The sequence below is a fragment of the Rhizobium sp. NFACC06-2 genome (assembly GCF_900101425.1).
Taxonomy (GTDB): domain Bacteria; phylum Pseudomonadota; class Alphaproteobacteria; order Rhizobiales; family Rhizobiaceae; genus Agrobacterium; species Agrobacterium leguminum.
In genome coordinates, this window is sequence record NZ_FMVA01000007.1 from 103,653 (window position 1) to 123,290 (window position 19,638).

Below are 19,638 nucleotides of genomic sequence, written 5' to 3' on the forward strand. Positions count from 1 at the left end.
CTGATCGGGGCGCAGCATGCCCATAAAATCCGTAGCCATTGTCGGTGCCGGCATTGCCGGTCTCACCGCGGCCCTTTCTTTTGCCCGGTACGGTATCGACTGTGACATCATCGAGCAGGCCGGTGAGCTGACGGAAGTGGGCGCAGGCCTGCAACTCTCGCCCAATGCCGCACGCATTCTCGCCGAACTCGGCGTGCTGCCGGAAATCGAAGCGCGCTGGACCGAACCGGTCAGCGTCGAACTCGCCTCCGGAAAATCGCTTGCCACGCTGCTCTCGCTGCCGATGGGCGCGGTGGCGCGCACACGCTGGGGCGCACCCTATGGCGTGCTGCACCGCTCGACGCTGCAGAATGCGCTTCTCCAGGCGGTGACACGCAACCCGCTCTGCCGCCTGCATCTCGGCAAGCGCATCGAAAACGCGACGGTGGACGTGATTGCCGCAACTACCTTTCGTGACCATGATCTGATCGTCGGCGCGGACGGCGTCTGGTCGGCGGCCCGCTTCGCGGTCCCTTCCGCCCCCACAGCCACCTTCTCCGGCAATATTGCCTGGCGCTTCACCGTTGCCGCAAATGACGTGCCGTCAGCCATCAACAAGAGCGCAGTAACCGCCTATCTCGGTTCCGGCGGCCATATCGTCGCCTATCCGCTGAAGGAAGTCGGCGGTTTCAACATCGTCGCCATCGCGCTCGGTGCCGACCCCGGCGCAACCTGGCGGGCGGAATCGAGCGGGCGGCAGAAAGCCATGCTGCTGGAACAGTTTCGCGGCTTCAGCCCGGATATCGTCCGATTGCTCGATTCGTCAGAGAATCCGACTTTCTGGCCGCTCTATCAGGCCGGCCCGGGCCGCTGGCACAATGGCCGCGACACGGTGCTGATCGGCGATGCGGCGCATGCCATGATGCCCTTCGCCGCACAGGGCGCGGCCATGGCGATAGAGGATGCTTTCGAACTTGCGGGAGCGACGGCAGGCGGCAATGCCGAAAAGCCCCTGCCCTTGCCGCAGGCCCTTGCCAGCTTCGAGGCCCTGCGCTCGCCGCGCATAGAAAAGGCCCGCAAGCGGGCCTCTCTCAATCGTTTTGCCTATCACGCGAGAGGCCCGGTGCGTATTGCGCGGGACTTCGTGTTTTCCACGCGGCCCACCGACGCCTTCCTGAAGGACTTCGACTGGCTCTACGGCTATCGCGCCAAAGGCTGAGGTCAAACCCCGGCCGCTGCAGCAAACCCGGCCTCAAGGTCCTTCTTGAGATCGGCGATATCCTCAAGCCCGATCTGCAGGCGGATAACCGGCCCTTCCGAGGGGCCCTTGGCAATGGTTCTGTCGACAAGCGAGACCGAAACGGCAAGCGATTCGTATCCGCCCCAGGAATAGCCGAGCCCGAAGAAGGTCAGCGCATTGAGGAAGGCGGCCGCCGCCTGCTTGTATTTGCCTTCTTCCGCCTTCAGCACGAAGGAGAAGACACCGCTTGCGCCCTTGAAATCGCGTTTCCAGAGTTCGTGCCCGGCAAAACTCGGCAGCGCGGGATGCAGCACACGGACGACGTCGTCACGGCTCTCCAGCCATGTGGCGATATCGAGCGCGCTTTTCTGGTGGTGCTCCAGCCTTATTCCCATGGTGCGCATGCCGCGCAGGATCTGGTAGGCATCGTCAGAGGTGACGCAGATGCCGAGATTGGCATTGGCCTGATAAAGCGCCTTCCAGTGCTTTTCATTGGCCGAAACGAAGCCCATCAGCACATCCGAATGACCCGAAGGATATTTGGTGGCGGCGTGAATGGAGACATCGACGCCAAAATCGAGCGGCTTGAAATAAAGCGGCGTCGCCCAGGTATTGTCCATCGTCACCACGCAATCATGGCGATGAGCGATATCGGTGATCAGCCTGACATCCTGAATCTCGAAGGTGTTGGAGCCCGGCGCTTCCAGATGTACCAGCTTGGTGTTCGGCCGGATGAGAGCCTCAATGCCCTCCCCGATTGCCGGGTCGTAATATTCCACCTCAACACCGAGCTTCTTCAGCATCGTGTTGCAGAAACGGCGCGTCGGAAAATAGACGGAATCGACGATCAGCGCATGATCGCCGGCGCCAAGATAGGCAAGGAACGGCACGGTGATGGCCGCAAGGCCCGAGGGCACGAGAATGGTTCGGGCAGACCCTTCCAGCTCGTTGACGAGATTGCACAAAGCGTCCGTCGTCGGCGTGCCGTGCGTGCCATAGGTATATTTCTGGTTTTCGGTCGAAAGCGTCTCCGCGTCAGGAAAAAGCACTGTCGAACCGCGCACGATGGGCGGATTGACGAAACCGAAACAGTCCGCGGGATCGTTGCCGCCATGGGTCAGGCGCGTATTCACACCTGCGGCGGAAAGCAGGTCATTTGTCTTGGTCATTTCAGATCAGCTTTCGAAGGAACATTGACGCGTGCGACAATGCTAAGAGCGCAACGCAAGGTCAAGTCCCGCAGGGACGCCTGAGCAGGTCGGATTGACGCATCGCCGATCAGAATACAAGAAGTATACAAATACTGTGCAAGTGCAAATTTCCGAAAAAATATGCTTATATTTTCACCCTTTGCACACTTCCCGACCAAAATTTGGAAAATTCCGTTTTATAGGCACAATTATTGCCCGCACGTCTTGACCCCGCTGCCAATTGCGATTGTGATAGAAAAAGCGGATCGAAAAAGATCTCGCTGAAGGGGGAGCTGGGGAAGACAAACATGCCGGTCCCCTTCCAAGTGACGATAACAAACAAAGGTTGGGAAAAATGAAAAAGGCAATTCTGTCGGCCGCCATCGGCGCAGCAGTTTTGGGAGGAGCCTCGGTCGCTTCGGCTGCGACGCTTCAGGATGTGAAGGGCAAGGGTTTCGTCACCTGCGGCGTCAGCGCCGGCATTCCGGGATTTTCCAATCCCGATGACAAGGGCGAATGGTCCGGTATCGACGTGGACTATTGCCGTGGTATTGCCACAGCGGTTTTCGGAGATCCTTCGAAAGCCAAGTTCGTCGCACTTTCGAGCAAGGACCGATTCCCGGCTCTCCAGTCCGGTGAAGTCGACGTTCTGACACGTAACACCACCTGGACGATCAGCCGCGACACGTCGCTGGGCTTCAACTTCCGTACCGTCAACTACTACGACGGCCAGGGCTTCATCGCCAAGAAGAGCCTTAACGTGAAGTCCGCTCTCGAGCTCTCCGGCGCCGCCGTCTGCGTTCAGACCGGCACGACCACCGAGCTCAACCTGGCCGACTACTTCAAGACCAACAATCTGCAGTACAACCCGGTCGTTTTCGAAAAGGAATCCGACGCAACCTCCGCCTATGATTCGGGCCGTTGCGACGTTTACACCACCGACCAGTCGGGTCTCTATGCAATCCGTCTGAAGCTGAAGAACCCGGACGAAAACGTCGTTCTGCCGGAAGTCATCTCCAAGGAACCGCTTGGCCCGGCCGTTCGCCAGGGTGACGACCAGTGGTTCGACATCGTGACCTGGGTTCACTATGCGATGGTCAACGCCGAAGAACTTGGCGTCACCTCCAAGAATGTCGATGAGCAGAAGAACAGCGCCAATCCGGACGTGAAGCGCCTGCTCGGCACGGAAGAAGGCACCAAGATCGGTACCGATCTCGGCGTGACCAACGACTGGGCCTACAACATCATCAAGCTGGTGGGTAACTACGGCGAAGTCTTCGACCGCAACGTCGGCGCTGGCTCTCCGCTGAAGATCGAGCGTGGCCAGAATGCGCTGTGGACCAAGGGCGGCCTGCAATACGCACCGCCGGTCCGTTGATCGGCCCCATTACCGGCTAGATCATAAGGAGGCTGGGCAACGCCCGGCCTCCGTTCAAATTATATAAATAAGCTCGCAAAGAGCACATAAAAGGGAAAGGTGCCTATGGCAGGCAACGCGGTCAGTTCGCAACGATCGCGCGCGCAAAGCGCGTCGTCACTTATCTACGATCCACGCATACGCGGCATTTTTTATCAGGTCCTGACAGTCGTCGTCCTGGCCGCTTTCGTCTGGATCATCGTGACGAATACGATCACCAATCTTCAACGGTCAAACATCTCGTCCGGCTTCGGCTTCCTCAACGGAAGAGCCGGTTTCGATATCGGCCAGTCGCTGATCGCTTATACCAGCGACGCGACCTATGGCCGGGCATTGCTCGTTGGCATTCTCAACACGATCCAGGTTGCATTTTTCGGCATCATCGCCGCCTCGATCATCGGTTTCATCGTCGGCATCGCCCGGCTGTCCAATAACTGGCTGATTTCGAAACTCGCGCAGGCCTATGTGGAAATCTTCCGCAACATCCCGCCGCTGCTCGTCATCTTCTTCTGGTACAAGGGCGTCATCTCGGTTCTGCCGCAGGCGCGCGAGTCGCTCGAGCTTCCGCTTGGAGCCTACCTCAATAATCGCGGCTTCTTCTATCCCAAGCCGCTGTGGGGAGAAGGCACCTGGCTCGTGCCGCTGGCCTTCCTGGTCGCCATCGTTCTCAGCGTCTTCGTTTACCGCTGGGCGAAAGCCAGACAGGAAAGAACCGGACAGCAGTTCCGCACCGGCATAACGGTGACGCTTCTCATCATCGGCCTGCCGCTGGCGACATTTCTGGCGCTCGGGGCGCCGCTGACATTCGACTATCCGATTGCCGGGCGATTCAATCTCTCGGGCGGCGCGGTTGTCGCACCTGAATTCATGTCGCTGTTCCTGGCGCTTTCCTTCTACACCGCCTCCTTTATCGCCGAAATCGTTCGCGGCGGCATCAAGGCTGTGGCGAAGGGTCAGACGGAAGCTGCGGATGCACTGGGACTTCGCTCCAGCACCACGACGCGCCTGATCGTCGTTCCGCAGGCGATGCGCATCATCATCCCGCCGCTGACGAGCCAGTATCTCAACCTGACCAAGAACTCCTCGCTTGCGGTCGCTGTCGGCTTCGCCGACATCGTCTCGGTCGGCGGCACGATCCTGAACCAGACGGGACAGGCAGTCGAAGTCGTTGCAATCTGGCTGGTCATCTATCTCTCGCTGTCCCTGCTCACGGCCGTGGTCATGAATTGGTTCAATGCGAAAATGGCCCTGGTGGAGCGATAACGATGACGATCAGCAATCACGCATTCGTACGACAGACCATCGAGGACGCCAAACCCGCGCCCTCGAGCGCGGTCGGCTTCGGCCATTGGCTGCGCACCAAACTCTTCGCCACGCCGAAGGACACCGTTCTCACGGTTATCGCCCTTGCCCTGCTCGCCTTTCTGGTGCCGCCGATCATCAAGTGGCTGTTCATCGACGCGGTATGGACCGGCAGTGATCGTATCGCCTGCCTGACCGCTTCGCAGGGCGGCGCGCTGCCGGACGGCCAGTCCGGTGCGTGCTGGGCTTTCGTTTCGGCAAAGCTCGGCCAATTCGTCTTCGGCCGCTATCCGATCGACGAACGCTGGCGTCCCATCTTGGTGATGGTGACGTTTGCCATCCTGCTTATACCGATGCTGATTCCAAAAGCGCCGTTCAAGCGACTGAATGCGCTGGCGCTTTTCATCATCCTGCCCTTCATTGCGTTCTTCCTGCTCATCGGCGGCGTCTTCGGCCTTCCGAAGGTGGAGACGCAGCTGTGGGGCGGCCTGATGGTGACCCTCATCCTATCGTTCTTCGGGATCACGGTGTCGCTCCCCTTCGGCATTCTTCTGGCGCTCGGCCGGCGGTCGAACCTGCCGGTGATCAAGATGCTCTGCGTGCTCTTCATTGAGGTCATTCGTGGCATTCCGCTGATTACCGTCCTGTTCTTCGCCAGCATCATGCTGCCGCTGTTCCTGCCCGACGGCTGGACCTTCGACAAGTTCCTGCGCGCGCTCGTCGGCGTGTCGCTGTTCTCCTCGGCCTATATGGCGGAGGTGATCCGCGGCGGCCTGCAGGCCATTCCGAAGGGACAATATGAAGGTGCGGATTCGCTCGGCCTGAACTACTGGCAGAAGACGAGATTGATCGTGCTGCCGCAGGCGCTGAAGCTAGTCATTCCGGGCATCGTCAACACCTTCATCGGGCTGTTCAAGGACACGTCGCTGGTTTCGATCATCGGCATGTTCGACCTGCTCGGCATTGTCACACTCAACCAATCGGATGCGAACTGGGCCACGCCCGTCACCGCCATGACTGGCTATATTTTCGCAGGCTTCGTATTCTGGATATTCTGCTTCGGCATGTCGCGTTATTCGCTGTTCATGGAACGGCACCTCGACACCGGGCATAAACGATAAGGGACGCTCAAATGGCAGAAACCCAAGCAAAAAAACTGACCGTCTCGACAACGGACGTGGCGATCGAACTCATCGGCATGAACAAGTGGTATGGCGACTTCCACGTGCTGCGCGATATCAACCTGAAGGTCATGAAGGGCGAGCGCATCGTTATCGCCGGTCCTTCCGGGTCGGGCAAATCGACCATGATCCGCTGCATCAACCGGCTTGAAGAACATCAGTCGGGCACGATCAATGTCGATGGCATCGAACTCACCAACGACCTTAAGAAGATCGATGAGGTGCGTCGTGAAGTCGGCATGGTGTTCCAGCACTTCAACCTCTTCCCGCATCTGACGATCCTCGAAAACTGCACGCTGGCGCCGATCTGGGTTCGCAAGATGCCCAAGAAGGAAGCCGAAGAAGTGGCGATGCACTATCTGAAGCGCGTCAAGATCCCCGAGCAGGCGAACAAATATCCCGGCCAGCTCTCCGGCGGCCAGCAGCAGCGCGTGGCGATTGCCCGCTCGCTCTGCATGAAGCCGAAGATCATGCTGTTCGACGAGCCGACCTCGGCGCTCGACCCGGAAATGGTCAAGGAAGTGCTCGACACCATGGTCAGCCTCGCCGAAGACGGCATGACCATGCTGTGCGTCACCCACGAAATGGGCTTCGCCCGCCAGGTGGCAAACCGCGTCATCTTCATGGACCAGGGCCAGATCGTCGAACAGAACTCGCCCGCCGAATTCTTCGACAATCCGCAGCACGAGCGCACCCGGCTGTTCCTCAGCCAGATTCTGCACTGAGCCGCAGTTCAATACGCATATCGAGCGGGGCCGTTTCGGCCCCGTTTTCGTTTCTGGAGACCTGCTGAAATCCTTATCTCCATGCACGAGCGCGCCGATTTCGATTCCGTGATTCCACCGTTCTCGAAGCGCCAAGAGCACGAAAATGAGCGCGGCGCAGCAGTTTAACCATTTGTTACGAAACAGGAATCCTTGTTTTTCAGGGCTTCTGGCGGCCCATGTCATTTTTTTGTCAAATCATGCATTTTTCCGCTTGCAGACCTTCGGGAGCCTGACTATAAGGGCGCCACACCACAAGCGCACGCGCCCTTCGTCTATCGGTTAGGACGTCAGATTTTCATTCTGAAAAGAGGGGTTCGACTCCCCTAGGGCGTGCCACTTGCCTTCGTGTTCTCCCCCTTCAAAATATGACAGCATCGCATCAGCTCGCAAAATCGCTAAGCGTGTTCAATGCGCCGGAACCGATTCCCGCCGGGCACGTTAGAATGCTGTCCCCCCCGATGGAAGGCAAGCCGGACGAAACGCCAACAGGCAAATCGACCGGCTTGCCTTTCCCCTTCAGCTCTCCCCACAGCATCCGCTTCATCGAGCCGGCCGCCTTTGCCAGCTAAGGGTTAGAGACTGCGTCCCCGGACTCCTGCAAGGCATGGGGGCACTACTGAGGCGCAGCGATAGGGGCGATATTTCAAGGCCTTGGCCATTTCTCGCGCAGTTTTCCACAGCCCTTCCGGCCTCCATAAAAAAACTCGTCACGAAGCGAGAAAAATCAATTTTTCCGCTTGCGGACCAACCGGAGCCTGACTATAAGGGCGCCACACCACAAGCGCACGCGCCCTTCGTCTATCGGTTAGGACGTCAGATTTTCATTCTGAAAAGAGGGGTTCGACTCCCCTAGGGCGTGCCACTTGCTTCTCCTTTAAAATCAGCTGCCTGCACGAAAATCTTCACGCATCGCGTAAAGAAGTCTCGTTGCACCTCATCCACTCGCCTGGGCCAGTGTCCGGTGAAATTCCAAGATAGCTGGAAGGCCCTGTCAGTGCGCAAAGTCAGGGCGCGAAAGCCGCGTCCAGGACGCGCAGTTGAACGCGCCTCTGGCCCTGCCAGAGATCGGCGCCCACGGTGCCGGCGACGTGAATGTTCCGGCCACGCGCATTCAGCAGCATCTGCCCCAAAGGCGCTTCTGCGGCGCGAAAAGCGATGCCGTCCAGCCGCGAGCCGTCCATGGCCTCCAGCGTGATCTTGACGTGAGCTGTACCCACAAGCCGCACATCGCGCAGACGATGTGCCGGCACGGCAAAGATGGGCTGCGAATGACCGGAGCCATATGGACCGGCCTGCTCCAGCTGGTCGACAAGCTGCAATGTGGCACCCGACGCGCCGATAGCGCCGTCAATTTTCAGCACGCTGCTTTCCACCAGCTCGTTCACGGTCTTTGCCGCCGCTTCCTCGAAGAAAGTCCTGAGCTTGCCGAGATTGGCGCGCTCCACCGTCAGGCCGGCCGCCATGGCGTGACCGCCGCCCTTGACCAGCAAGCCGGCCTCCACGGCGGCGCGCACCATGCGCCCCATATCGAAGCCGTTGATCGAACGGCCTGAACCGGTGCCCTTGCCGGAGGGATCGAAGGCAATGGCGAAGGCGGGACGGCGGAAGCGATCCTTCAGACGCGAGGCAAGCAGACCGACAATGCCGGGATGCCAGTTTTCACGCGCAGTAACGATGACACCCGCACCCGAGCCGTCGCCATATTCGAACAGCGCCTCCGCTTCGGCTTCCGCAAGCATGGCCGCTTCCATGGCCTGCCGCTCGCGGTTCAGCTCATCCAGCCTCTCGGCAATGACCTCGGCCTGCGACGCATCGTCGATGGTCAGGAGACGGCTGCCGAGCGCAGCGTCGCCAATGCGGCCGCCGGCATTGATGCGCGGCCCGATCAGGAAACCGAAATGATAAGGCGTCACGGGCCCGCCCAGCCCCGCTTTCTTGAAGAGAGCAGCAAGCCCGGCATTGTTCATATGGCGCGCGGCAATCAGCCCCTTCACCACATAGGCGCGGTTGAGCCCCTTCAGCGGCACCACATCGCACACGGTGGCAAGCGCAACGATATCGAGAAGCGACAGCAGATCGAGCGTGAAGGCCTGCCTGTGCCGCTTCTCCTTCAACAGCCGCAGGGTGGCCACCAGCACGAGGAACACGACGCCGGCGGCGCAGAGATGCCCCTGCCCCGAAAGATCGTCCTCGCGGTTGGGATTGACCAGCGCCACGGCCGGCGGCAGCTCCGTGCCGACCTGGTGGTGGTCTATCACCACCACATCCGTTCCCGCATCCCTGGCGGCCTTCAGCGATTCATGGCTGGTGGAGCCGCAATCGACCGTCACGATCAGCGTAGCGCCATTGGCGGCAAGTTGCTGCATCGCCGCCGGGTTCGGCCCATAGCCCTCGAAAATGCGGTCTGGAATATAGATTTCTGGTGTCAGACCGAAATGCGCGAGAAACCGGTACATCAAAGCGGAGGAAGCAGCGCCGTCGACGTCGTAGTCGCCAAAGATTGCCACCTTCTCGCCTGTCTCGATGGCCCGCACCAACCGCTCGGCGGCCTTTTCGCAATCGGTCAGCACATGCGGATCGGGCATCAGGGAACGGATGGTCGGATCGAGGAACGCCAAGGCGTCATCAACACCCACACCGCGCCCGGCAAGCACCCGGGCGATCAGTTCTGGAATGGCGTGGATCTGGGACATCGCCAGCGCACGGTTCTGCCCGGCCTGATCCAGCCGCGAGACCCAGCGCTGTTCTGTCGCCGACCGCTCCACGCTGAGAAACGCGCGGGCCACGGTATCGGCCGGCTCCATCATTGCCATCCTGTCCATTCATCCTGTCATGCGCCCAATCGCGCTTTAAAACGGGCTAAATGGCGACGGCACGTTTTTCAAGCAAAAACGCGCTTATGAGGATTCACACCGAAAAAATCGAGAAAAACGGGCTGACGATCGAGACCGCGCCAACAAGCAGCAGCAGCGAGAACACGGCAAGCGAACACCAGTTGCGCTCATGCTCCCCCATATCGAATTCCATGCTGCGAATATTGTCATTGGCATTGTGAGGCCGCGCCCGGTGATGGGCGGCCGCAAAGCCTGCGCGCTTATTGTCCTTGAATAGGATGATCGATGTCACGGCCACGCCTCCCTCGCTTGGTGAACAGGATTAACCATAGTGCCGAATCGCCTTGTTTTCCAGCGCTTCCGACGCCGTCCCCCCAAATTTTATGGGCGTGAGATTCCCGGCATGATGCAGGCAGTCATAGAACGAAAAACCACGCCTCCATCCGGAAGCGCGGCCCTCGATAACATCAAGATAACGAAGCGTTTCAGGTGCGCTCGATGCGGATAACCTGCGGCTCGCTCACGAGATATTTCTCGTTCTTGATCGCCTTCACGGCCTTGCGGATCGCATCTTCCATCGTCGCGTGGGTAACGAGAATGATGGTCTGCGGCGCGCCCTCCACATGCACGCGCTGGCGCTGCACGATGGATTCCAGCGAGATGTTGTTATCCGCCATGCGGGTGGCGATGGAGGCGAAGACGCCGGCCTGATCCTTCACCGTAAGGCGAATGAAATAACCGCCCTCGTGGCTCTTCATCTTGGCGCGGCGGTATTCCGTCAGTGATTTCGCCGGACGGCCGAGAACGGGCACCTGCTGGGCGCCCGGACGGCTCTTGGCGATATCGGCAATGTCGCCCAGAACGGCGGACGCCGTGGCGTTGCCGCCCGCACCCGGGCCAACCATCAACAATTCGCCGAGAATGTCGGATTCGATTGCCACCGCATTGGTGACGCCATCCACCTGGGCGATAACGGAATCGAGCGGCACCATGGTCGGATGCACGCGCTGCTCAATGCCGGATTCGGTCACCTGCGCCACGCCGAGAAGCTTGATGCGGTAACCGAGTTCGGCGGCCGCCTGAATGTCCTCGCTGGAGATATTGGTGATGCCTTCCAGATAGATGTCATCGGCCGAAATCTTGTTGCCGAAGGCAAGCGTCGTCAAAATGGCGAGCTTGTGAGCGGTATCGTTGCCCTCGATATCGAAGGCCGGATCGGCCTCCGCGTAACCCAGCCGCTGCGCTTCCTTCAGACAGGCCTCGAAGGACAGCCCTTCCTTCTCCATCTTGGTCAGGATGTAGTTGCAAGTGCCGTTCATGATGCCATAGATGCGCGACACATGGTTGCCGGTGAGAGACTCACGCAGCGCCTTGATGACGGGGATGCCACCGGCCACCGCCGCTTCGAAATTGAGAAGCGCGCCCTTGTCTTCGGCAATGGTCGCCAATTCGACGCCATGTTTGGCCAGCAGCGCCTTGTTGGCTGTCACCACATGGAGACCGCGTGCAAGTGCCGCGCGCACCGCATTTTCCGCCTGACCGGAAGCACCGCCGACCAGTTCGACGAAGACGTCGATCTCGGCTTCGCTCGCCAGCTGCTCCGGCGTGTCGAACCAGGTAATACCCTTGAGATCGATGCCGCGGTCACGCGAACGGTCGCGCGCGCTCACCGCAATAATCTCAATCGCGCGTCCGCAGGTAATCGCAAGTTCGTTGCTTCTCTGCTGGAGGATGCGCACGAGCGAAGCGCCGACAGTGCCGAGCCCCGCTATGCCGATTCTCAATGAATCTGCCATGGGTATGTTCCTGATTGCTGTTGATGGTGGCGGCCGGGACCCGGCCGCCTTGGGTTGCCCTTATCTGTGGGCGTTGAGCGAAACGACATTGTGCATCGTTTCGTCTGCGCTCGACAGGAAACGCTTCAGATTGCGCGCTGCCTGACGAATTCGATGCTCGTTTTCCACGAGCGCGAGACGGACGTAATCGTCGCCCATCTCGCCAAAGCCGATGCCGGGAGCAACGGCGATATCTGCCTTCTCGACCAGAAGCTTGGAGAATTCCAGGCTGCCGAGATGACGGAATTTTTCCGGGATCTTCGCCCAGGCGAACATCGTCGCCGCCGGCGGCGGAACTTCGAAACCGGCCTTGCCGAAGGTGTCGACCATCACATCGCGGCGGCGGCGATAGACATTGCGCACTTCGGCGATGTCGGAACCGTCACCGTTCAGCGCATGGGTCGCCGCAACCTGGATCGGCGTGAAGGCGCCGTAATCCAGATAGGACTTCACACGCGTCAGCGCCGCGATCAGCCGCTCGTTGCCGACGGCAAAGCCCATGCGCCAGCCGGGCATGGAGAAGGTCTTCGACATGGAGGTGAACTCCACCGCAACGTCGATTGCGCCGGGAACTTCGAGAACCGATGGCGGCGGATTGTTTTCGTCGAAATAGATTTCCGAATAGGCAAGGTCGGAAAGCACGATGATCTCGTGCTTCTTCGCAAATGCGATGACGTCCTTGTAGAAATCCAGCGAGGCGACATGCGCCGTAGGGTTCGACGGGTAGTTGACAATCAGCGCCAGTGGCTTCGGAATGGAATGGCGCACCGCGCGCTCCAGCGGTCCGAAGAAGCTGTCGTCCGGCTCGACATTCATCGAACGGATAACGCCGCCCGCCATCAGGAAGCCGAAGGCATGGATCGGATAGGTGGGGTTCGGACACAGGATCACGTCACCCGGTGCGGTGATGGCCTGCGCCATATTGGCGAAGCCTTCCTTGGAGCCGAGCGTGGCGACGACCTGGGTATCAGGGTTCAGCTTCACGCCGAAACGGCGGGCATAATAGGCTGCCTGCGCGCGGCGAAGGCCGGGAATGCCCTTGGACGAGGAATAACGATGGGTGCGCGGGTCCTGAACGACCTCGCAAAGCTTGTCGACGATGGCCTTCGGGGTCGGAAGGTCTGGGTTGCCCATGCCGAGATCGATGATATCGGCCCCGGCCGCTCGCGCGCTCGCTTTCAAACGGTTGACCTGTTCGAAGACGTATTGCGGCAGACGCCGGACCTTGTGAAACTCTTCCATCTCTTTCCTCATGGGAATGGACCGGTTCTGCCGGCCCATAACGAAGGTTCGTTTTTTGTTGTTAAACGCCGCCGACACGAACCGACCCGGCAGGCGTTATTCATTGTAGCGCAAAGCACGGGAAAACCTACAAGGCTTTTCTCGGCCCACGCCGCATAGCGGTGATCCGCCCGTCCTTCCCGCAGGGCCTTCTCAGCCCCGCCGGCAAGGCGGATCGCGCGCTATGATCAGGGAACTTGCATAACGCCAGATTCTTGGAAAATGCAAGGCAAGCCATGCTCAAGAACGGCCATTCCTGTCCTTCAGCCGCGCTCACCCTTCACAATTGCCGCGCGGATGACCGAAAGCACGCGCTCCGGCTCGATATCCGTGCAGATGAGCTGGCTCGGATGCCCGTCCCAGTCGCCCGGCGGAAAGGCGCGGCCATCCGGCTTCTGGATCGTCTGGCCGTCGGCAAGACCGCCGCAGACCACACGCACCGGGCCGCTGCGGGTGGTAAACAGTTCCGGCGCGACGAGATAAACGCAGGCGCAGCTATCATGCACCACCATGCCGTCACCGGTGCGGGTCTTGTAGAAATCGATATAGAATTGCGACAGGTCCGAAAGCAGCTGCACCGGCTTACCGCCCGCCTCTGCCATCTCAGCCATGAAGGCGCTCGTCATCACGGTTTTCGTCGTGACATCGAGACCGACGACAACCACGCGCCACGGCGCGGTGAAGACAAGATCGGCCGCTTCCGGATCGCCATGAATATTGGCCTCGGCCGCCGGCGAGACATTGCCGTTCATATCGAAAGCGCCGCCCATGACGATGACTTCCTTCACCAGAGCGGCGAAGTCGGGTTCTTCGCGCAAAGCCAGCGCCAGATTGGTCATGCGGCCGACGGCGATGAGCGTCACCTCGCCGGGATTTGCCTTCACCGTCTCGATGATGAAGCGATGCGCCGGGCGCGAATCGAGCGGCAGATCGATGGTTTCAGGGATATCGATATCGCCGAGGCCGTTTTCGCCGTGGATGAAGGTCGGCCAATGGCCTTCCTTGCGGGCAGGATCGAAGGTCACCCCGGCGCCTCTCGCCACCGGTGCATTCATCTGCCATTCCCGTTTGAGAAAGAGTGCATTGCGGGTGGTGATATCGATGGGGGCGTTGCCGAAAACCGTGGTGACGCCGATCAGATCGATATCGGGGTGACGATGCAGGAACAGAAGCGCCATGGCGTCGTCTACACCGGGATCCGTATCGAATATCACTTTATGCATAATGCCCTCATCCATATGTCTTCAAGCGCCATCCGCTTCCGCCGGCGACGCGCCACGGAAACATAACGATAAGCGGCAACACCGCAATCCCCCCGCAGGCGGCATATCATGCAGAAAAATATTGCGTGGCGGTCTTTTCAGTGAAAGAAGAAGCCCTCTCCTGCCGCTGCCCGGACATCCCCAGTGCAAGACATCGCCCTCAACGTATTTCTCGTCCTTTTCTGCGTCGCCATCTTTGCCGGCTTTATCGATTCCATTGCCGGCGGCGGCGGTCTCATCACCATTCCGGCGATGCTGATCATGGGCATTGCACCGCTCGATACGCTCGGCACCAACAAGCTGCAATCGCAGTTCGGCTCTGCCTCCGCCACCATCGCTTATGCCCGGCGCGGCCATGTCAATCTGAGGGAACAATTGCCGATGGCCGTCATGGCCATGCTTGGTGGCGGGCTCGGCGCGGTCACCGCCGCCTTCGTGCCTTCGAGCGTGCTGCGCACCATCATGCCGTTCCTGCTGATCGCGATTGCAATCTATTTCGCCTTCAAGCCGCAGCTCAGCGATATCGACAGCCACCGCCGCATCACGCCCTTCGTGTTCGGTTTCACCGTCGCGCCGCTGGTGGGCTTCTACGACGGCGTTTTCGGCCCCGGCGCGGGCTCCTTCTATATGCTCGCCTTCGTGGCGCTTGCCGGTTTCGGCATGTTGAAGGCAACCGCCCACACCAAGCTTCTGAACCTCGGCTCGAACTTCGGCGGTTTCGTTGTGTTTGCGATAGGTGGTGCGGTTTTGTGGAAGCTCGGCCTCGCCATGGGCGTCGGCCAGTTCATCGGCGCACAGATCGGCTCCCGCTTCGCCATGAAGAACGGCGCGAAGATCATCCGCCCGCTGCTGGTGCTTTCCTGCCTGGCCATGGCGACGAAGCTCCTTGCGGATGCATCATCCGCATGGTCCATCGCCGCGATATGGGAAACGATATTCCCAAAATAAACGGGAGTGTCGTCAGAGACAGGCGTGCAGCGTCACGCCGTGGCGCGGCGTCTGCGATCCTCGATTTCTCGGATGACGACCATCGCGCCAACAAGCTTGTAGGCAGATGAATAACACGGCGACATTTCCAACGATTTCACGATCGTACGGCCGTTCTGATCTTCCGCGTAGGTATACTTCGACGTATCACCCTTGAAACAATTGTCGAGCTTGTCCCTGAGGTCGTTCTGGAAACGGTGGACGCCAACCAGCTCCGCAATATGGCAACCCACAAGCCCTTCCGGCGCATTGCGCTGAAACGCGTCAAGAGAATTGGCGAACGAAACGCGATAGCCGGGTGTAACGATCACGACAGGATCGTCCAGATCGTTCAGCATGTCTTCATCGAGGATCAGGTGGCGATGGTGCCACTCCAGCGTGTCCTCGTCCTCGTCACCAACGACTTTGGCCTTCGAAGGCATGCCGACGTAACGATCAACGAGCGTTCGCAGAAGCTCGGAGTTGCGCTGCACGCAGCCCAGATCCTCCGCCTCGTGGTTGAGGAGGTCGATGGCAAAACGGAACTGCTCGCGAATATCTTCGGAATTTTCTGTCTTGCGTCCGACGACCCGCTCGAGAAGCTGCTCCAGTTCACGCTCCAGCACTGCAATCTTGTCGGCTTCGTTCTTACCAACGGCAGATTGCAGTTCCGTATAACGCAGCCAGAACAACTCAATCAAATCTTTCAACCCAACTCTCCCTGAACGGGCATAACCCGGTTCCCAATGCGAACGGATTAACCCTTTGCCCCCTGATTATAGCGTCTTTGCGCTTAAAAATGACGTAACGAAACGCAGGAACGCCGCGAGGATTGTTGTCCAAAATATCACAGCAGCCGCCAATTTTTCAATTTCGATAATCCATGAACGAAAAATGAGGTTCCACTAATATGGAAAAAACATCGAAACACATCATTTTACGGCCGAATTTCGAAAAAATCGCCGAAGATCGGGCCGCACGGCATCACCTTAAATCTGGTGCTTCACGTCCCAGCGGTCGTGATACCACAGCCATTGTCCGGGGTATTCGCGCACCCAGCTTTCCACCTTGTCGTTCAGAAGCTGCGCCGTCGCCTGAATGTCGACATTACCCTTCTCATCGCGCGGAATTTCAACCTTGGGCTCTATTTCCAACCTGTAGCGATTGTCGGGAAGACGAACGCAACGGGCCGGATAGACATCGCAGTTGAACTGCCGCACCAGCTTGGCAAGCAGCGGGTTGGTGCGAACCTCAAGGCCGAAAAATTTCGTCGTCAGACCCTTGCCGAACTTCTGGTCAACGAGCACGCCCACGCCGCCGCCCTTTTCCAGCTGCCGCGCCAGCGCGAAGGAGGAACCGGCGTGCGAGGGCACCAGATTGCCCATGCGCTCCTTGCGGAAATTGAACACCTTGTCGGCCACGAAAGGATTGTTCGGCGGACGGAACAGCACCGTAACATCGAGACCGAAAGCCGAGCCGGCAACCGGCAGCAATTCGAAATTGCCGCTATGGGCGGTAAAGACGATGAAGGGTCGCGGATTGTCGCGCAGCTCGAGGAAGGTCGGAATGCCCTCGACCTCGATACGGCCCGTTTCGTTCTTTTCCGGATCGAAATCGAACAGCCGGTCGAGAAACACATATTCCGCCGCAAGCCGGCCCATATTGGCCCAGCTATCCATGGCGATCTCAAGCCGCTCCTCCTCGGATTTCTCCGGAAAGGCACGCGCCAGATTATGAAGCATCAGCTTGTGGCGTCCGGTTTTCGGCCCCACAAAGCGCGCCAGCCGGTCGGCGGCGCGAATACCCGCATCAGCGGGAAAGAGCTTCAGCAGGTTGAGAAGGCCGAAGGCGAATGTCGCAATCAGCCACTGCCGGAAGTGGTCCAGTTTCAGGACAATCCGTGTCAGGAACAGCTTCAAGATGCTCAGTCCATTCGCAGAACGATCTTGCCGAACACCTGGCGCGTCTCCATGCGCTCCAGCGCCCGGTCGATATCGTCGAAGGTCACTTCGGTGTCGATGACGGGATGAACGATGCCACGAGCCATCTTCTGCATGGCGTTGGCCATGTTTTCCATGCGGCAGCCGAACGAGCCGAGCAGCTTCAGCTGCTGCTGGAACAGCATCATCAGGTTGATATCGGTGGAGACGCCCGACGTGGAGCCGCAGGTGACGAGACGGCCGCCGCGCTTCAGCGAGAACATCGAACCCGCCCAGGTGTCCTTGCCGACATGTTCGAACACGACATCGACACCCTTCTTTTTCGTCAGCTTGCGCACGACGCCTTCGAAACGGTCGGTCCGGTAGTTGATGACGTGATCGGCGCCCAGCGCCTTCGCCCGTTCGATCTTGTCGTCGGAACCGACAGTGGTGATGACGGTGCAGCCCATCTTCTTGGCAAGCTGGATCGCCGCCGTGCCAATGCCGGAACCGCCGGCATGGATGAGAATGGTTTCGCCAGACTCCAGCTTGGCATTGTCGAACAGCATGTGCTCGACGGTGCCGAAGGTCACCGGCGCGAGAGCCGCTGCAACGGCATCGACGCCATGCGGCGCGGGCACCAGCTGGCGGGCGGGAATATTGATCTTTTCCTGCGCGAAACCGTCAAGGTGGAAACCGTGCACACCCTGCACATGTTCGCACAGATTGTCACGGCCTTCGCGACAAGGCTTGCACAGCCCGCAGGTGCGCGCGCCGTAGATCGACACGAGCTGGCCTGGCAGCACATTAGAAACGCCCGGACCGATGGCTTCGACCACGCCCGAAGCCTCGGCACCGATGGTGAGCGGCATCTTGCGCTTGGCGAAAGCCATGCCGCGCCAGCCCCATACATCGATGTGGTTGAGCGCAACCGCCTTGACGCGCAGCGTCACCTCACCCGGCGCCGGTGCATCCGGTTCGGGCAGCTCCACTTTTTCGAGCTTCCGGTCGTCCACGAGTTGAAGAGCGCGCATATATCAGTCCTTCGCCCGAAGGCGTTAATCTCTAGTGCGATTCCAGCAAAACTCTGTAACCGTTTTGCGGCCGGAATGCGTAATCAAAGAAGCGAGAGCGTTTCCGCAGTTGCCCCGGAAACGCTCCTGTTGATGGCGAAATCGGTTAAGCCGGTTCCCGCGTCATGACAAGGCTTGCATTCTGCCCACCGAACCCGAAGGAGTTGGACAGAACCGCACTCACCTGAGCATCCCGCTTTACATTCGGCACCACGTCGAGCGTGATGGTCGGATCGGGATTGTTATAGTTGATCGTCGGCGGCAGCGTGCCGGTCAGCATGGTCTGCAGCGAGAACACCGCTTCCACGGCGCCGGCGGCGGTGAGCGTATGACCGATCATCGACTTGTTGGACGACAGCGGAATATTCTTCAGGCCCTCGCCGAAGACGGCGAGCATGGAGCCATATTCCATTTTGTCGTTCTCAGGCGTCGAAGTGCCGTGGGCGTTGATGTAACCGATATCGCTTTCGGCCACGCCCGCATCGGCCAGTGCCGCGCGGATCGTCGCAATCGCCGGGCCGCCATCGGGCGAAGACCGCGTGCGGTGGAAGCTGTCGGCCTTCTCGCCCGCACCCTTGATGATGCCGAGCACCTTCGCACCGCGTGCAACGGCGGCTTCCAGCGATTCCAGCACCAGCGTTGCGGCACCTTCGGCGATCACGAAACCGTCGCGGTCCTTGCTGAATGGCTTGGAGGCCTTTTCCGGCGGCTCGTTCTGGGTAGAAAGCGCGGAAAGAAGCGAGAAGCGAATAAGCGCCTCGGCACTGACCGAACCGTCAGTCGCAACCGTCAGCGCCCGCTCGGTGCGGCCCTGGCGGATCGCCTCGACGCCGAGCTGGATCGCGGTCGCGCCAGATGCACAGGCCGTAGACAACGTGACCGGCAGGCCGCGTGTGCCGAAACGGTCGGAAAGACGCTCGGAAATCGCGCCGAACAGGGCGGCTTCCTGGAATGCCGGGTCGGGACGCTGGCGGAAGGCCGTCAGGAACCGCTCATAGGCATCGCCCGGCTGGGCGGCCGGCGGAGACCGGTCGGCAAGCTCGAAACGGGCACTCCATTCCGGCTCGATAGGCGGCGCTGCAAGAAACAGCGGGCCGTCGAAATCGCCGGAGATACCGGCCTGCGCCAGCGCCTCGATGGTGGTTTCGCGCGCGAAGGCATAGGAACGCTCGACCGAATTCGGAACGGGGATATCGATGAAATCCACCGTGCCGCTGATGCGGGTCGAAAGCCCCTCGGTGGGGAAACGGGTGATTTTGTGGATGCCCGATTTGCCCGATGTCAGCGCCGCCCAGTTATCGGCAAGCCCCTGCCCGAGCGATGTGATGATGCCCATGCCGGTGACGGCGACGATGGGACGACCGAGATGATCCCTGAAATTGGAAGTCATGG

At 59.7% G+C, this 19,638-nt stretch carries 17 protein-coding genes and 2 tRNA genes; 9 read left to right on the top strand and 10 right to left on the bottom strand.

The features are described 5' to 3' along the window. Window positions 1-16 precede the first annotated feature (16 nt). The gene (locus F3H58_RS13875; protein WP_149742609.1) at window positions 17-1,198 is read left to right on the top strand and encodes an FAD-dependent monooxygenase; all 1,182 of its coding nucleotides are present in this window, start codon (window positions 17-19) and stop codon (window positions 1,196-1,198) included. A 2-nt stretch (window positions 1,199-1,200) separates the two neighbouring features. On the opposite strand, the gene F3H58_RS13880 is transcribed toward F3H58_RS13875, so the two are convergent. Further along, window positions 1,201-2,388: a cystathionine beta-lyase gene (locus F3H58_RS13880; protein WP_149742610.1), complete on the bottom strand. Its 1,188-nt coding sequence runs from the start codon at window positions 2,386-2,388 to the stop codon at window positions 1,201-1,203. A 376-nt stretch (window positions 2,389-2,764) separates the two neighbouring features. Between F3H58_RS13880 and F3H58_RS13885 the strand changes: the two genes are divergently transcribed. The 7 genes from F3H58_RS13885 (at window position 2,765) to F3H58_RS13915 (ending at window position 7,938) form a co-directional block, all read left to right on the top strand. Further along, entirely contained in the window at window positions 2,765-3,787 is a 1,023-nt protein-coding gene (locus tag F3H58_RS13885) for an amino acid ABC transporter substrate-binding protein (RefSeq protein WP_003524863.1), read from the top strand. Window positions 3,788-3,892: 105 nt separating this feature from the next. Next, window positions 3,893-5,089, top strand: coding sequence for an amino acid ABC transporter permease (locus F3H58_RS13890; protein ID WP_065655014.1), 1,197 nt, complete (start codon window positions 3,893-3,895; stop codon window positions 5,087-5,089). A gap of 2 nt (window positions 5,090-5,091) precedes the next feature. After that, complete coding sequence (locus tag F3H58_RS13895) at window positions 5,092-6,249, top strand: amino acid ABC transporter permease (RefSeq protein ID WP_149742611.1); 1,158 nt, start codon at window positions 5,092-5,094, stop codon at window positions 6,247-6,249. Between the two features lie 11 nt (window positions 6,250-6,260). Beyond that, a complete protein-coding gene (locus F3H58_RS13900; RefSeq protein ID WP_003524857.1) occupies window positions 6,261-7,034 on the top strand; it encodes an amino acid ABC transporter ATP-binding protein in 774 nt (257 codons plus the stop codon). A gap of 303 nt (window positions 7,035-7,337) precedes the next feature. Beyond that, window positions 7,338-7,412 (top strand) — tRNA-Glu (locus tag F3H58_RS13905). A 107-nt stretch (window positions 7,413-7,519) separates the two neighbouring features. Next, window positions 7,520-7,645: a hypothetical protein gene (locus F3H58_RS27540; protein ID WP_272872066.1), complete on the top strand. Its 126-nt coding sequence runs from the start codon at window positions 7,520-7,522 to the stop codon at window positions 7,643-7,645. Between the two features lie 218 nt (window positions 7,646-7,863). Next, window positions 7,864-7,938: transfer RNA gene (locus tag F3H58_RS13915), tRNA-Glu, on the top strand. Between the two features lie 142 nt (window positions 7,939-8,080). Here the strand turns inward: F3H58_RS13915 and recJ are convergent. The 5 genes from recJ to F3H58_RS13940 all read right to left on the bottom strand — a co-directional run bounded on the left by recJ (window position 8,081) and on the right by F3H58_RS13940 (window position 14,249). Then, window positions 8,081-9,889, bottom strand: coding sequence for a single-stranded-DNA-specific exonuclease RecJ (gene recJ, locus F3H58_RS13920; RefSeq protein WP_127756171.1), 1,809 nt, complete (start codon window positions 9,887-9,889; stop codon window positions 8,081-8,083). A gap of 94 nt (window positions 9,890-9,983) precedes the next feature. After that, window positions 9,984-10,208 carry a hypothetical protein gene (locus tag F3H58_RS27240; protein ID WP_174036016.1) on the bottom strand — a complete coding sequence of 75 codons (225 nt, stop codon included), beginning with the start codon at window positions 10,206-10,208 and terminating at the stop codon, window positions 9,984-9,986. Between the two features lie 187 nt (window positions 10,209-10,395). After that, on the bottom strand, window positions 10,396-11,706 hold the full coding sequence (locus tag F3H58_RS13930) for a homoserine dehydrogenase (RefSeq protein WP_003524852.1): 1,311 nt from the start codon (window positions 11,704-11,706) through the stop codon (window positions 10,396-10,398). A gap of 60 nt (window positions 11,707-11,766) precedes the next feature. Then, window positions 11,767-12,987, bottom strand: a complete 1,221-nt coding sequence (locus F3H58_RS13935) for an LL-diaminopimelate aminotransferase (RefSeq protein ID WP_035260789.1) — start codon at window positions 12,985-12,987, stop codon at window positions 11,767-11,769. A gap of 302 nt (window positions 12,988-13,289) precedes the next feature. Further along, the gene (locus F3H58_RS13940; protein WP_149742612.1) at window positions 13,290-14,249 is read right to left on the bottom strand and encodes a nucleoside hydrolase; all 960 of its coding nucleotides are present in this window, start codon (window positions 14,247-14,249) and stop codon (window positions 13,290-13,292) included. A 183-nt stretch (window positions 14,250-14,432) separates the two neighbouring features. On the opposite strand from F3H58_RS13940, the gene F3H58_RS13945 reads away from it, so the two are divergent. After that, the gene (locus F3H58_RS13945) at window positions 14,433-15,236 is read left to right on the top strand and encodes a TSUP family transporter (protein ID WP_149742613.1); all 804 of its coding nucleotides are present in this window, start codon (window positions 14,433-14,435) and stop codon (window positions 15,234-15,236) included. A 32-nt stretch (window positions 15,237-15,268) separates the two neighbouring features. Here F3H58_RS13945 and F3H58_RS13950 read toward each other — a convergent pair whose 3' ends face one another. From F3H58_RS13950 to F3H58_RS13965, 4 genes are all read right to left on the bottom strand, one after another. Then, a complete protein-coding gene (locus F3H58_RS13950) occupies window positions 15,269-15,964 on the bottom strand; it encodes a hypothetical protein (protein WP_035240634.1) in 696 nt (231 codons plus the stop codon). Between the two features lie 279 nt (window positions 15,965-16,243). Beyond that, a complete protein-coding gene (locus F3H58_RS13955; protein WP_188128915.1) occupies window positions 16,244-17,173 on the bottom strand; it encodes a lipid A biosynthesis lauroyl acyltransferase in 930 nt (309 codons plus the stop codon). A 5-nt stretch (window positions 17,174-17,178) separates the two neighbouring features. Next, entirely contained in the window at window positions 17,179-18,207 is a 1,029-nt protein-coding gene (locus tag F3H58_RS13960) for a zinc-binding dehydrogenase (protein ID WP_149742615.1), read from the bottom strand. Window positions 18,208-18,352: 145 nt separating this feature from the next. Further along, a complete protein-coding gene (locus tag F3H58_RS13965; RefSeq protein WP_149742616.1) occupies window positions 18,353-19,636 on the bottom strand; it encodes a beta-ketoacyl-ACP synthase in 1,284 nt (427 codons plus the stop codon). Window positions 19,637-19,638 lie beyond the last annotated feature (2 nt).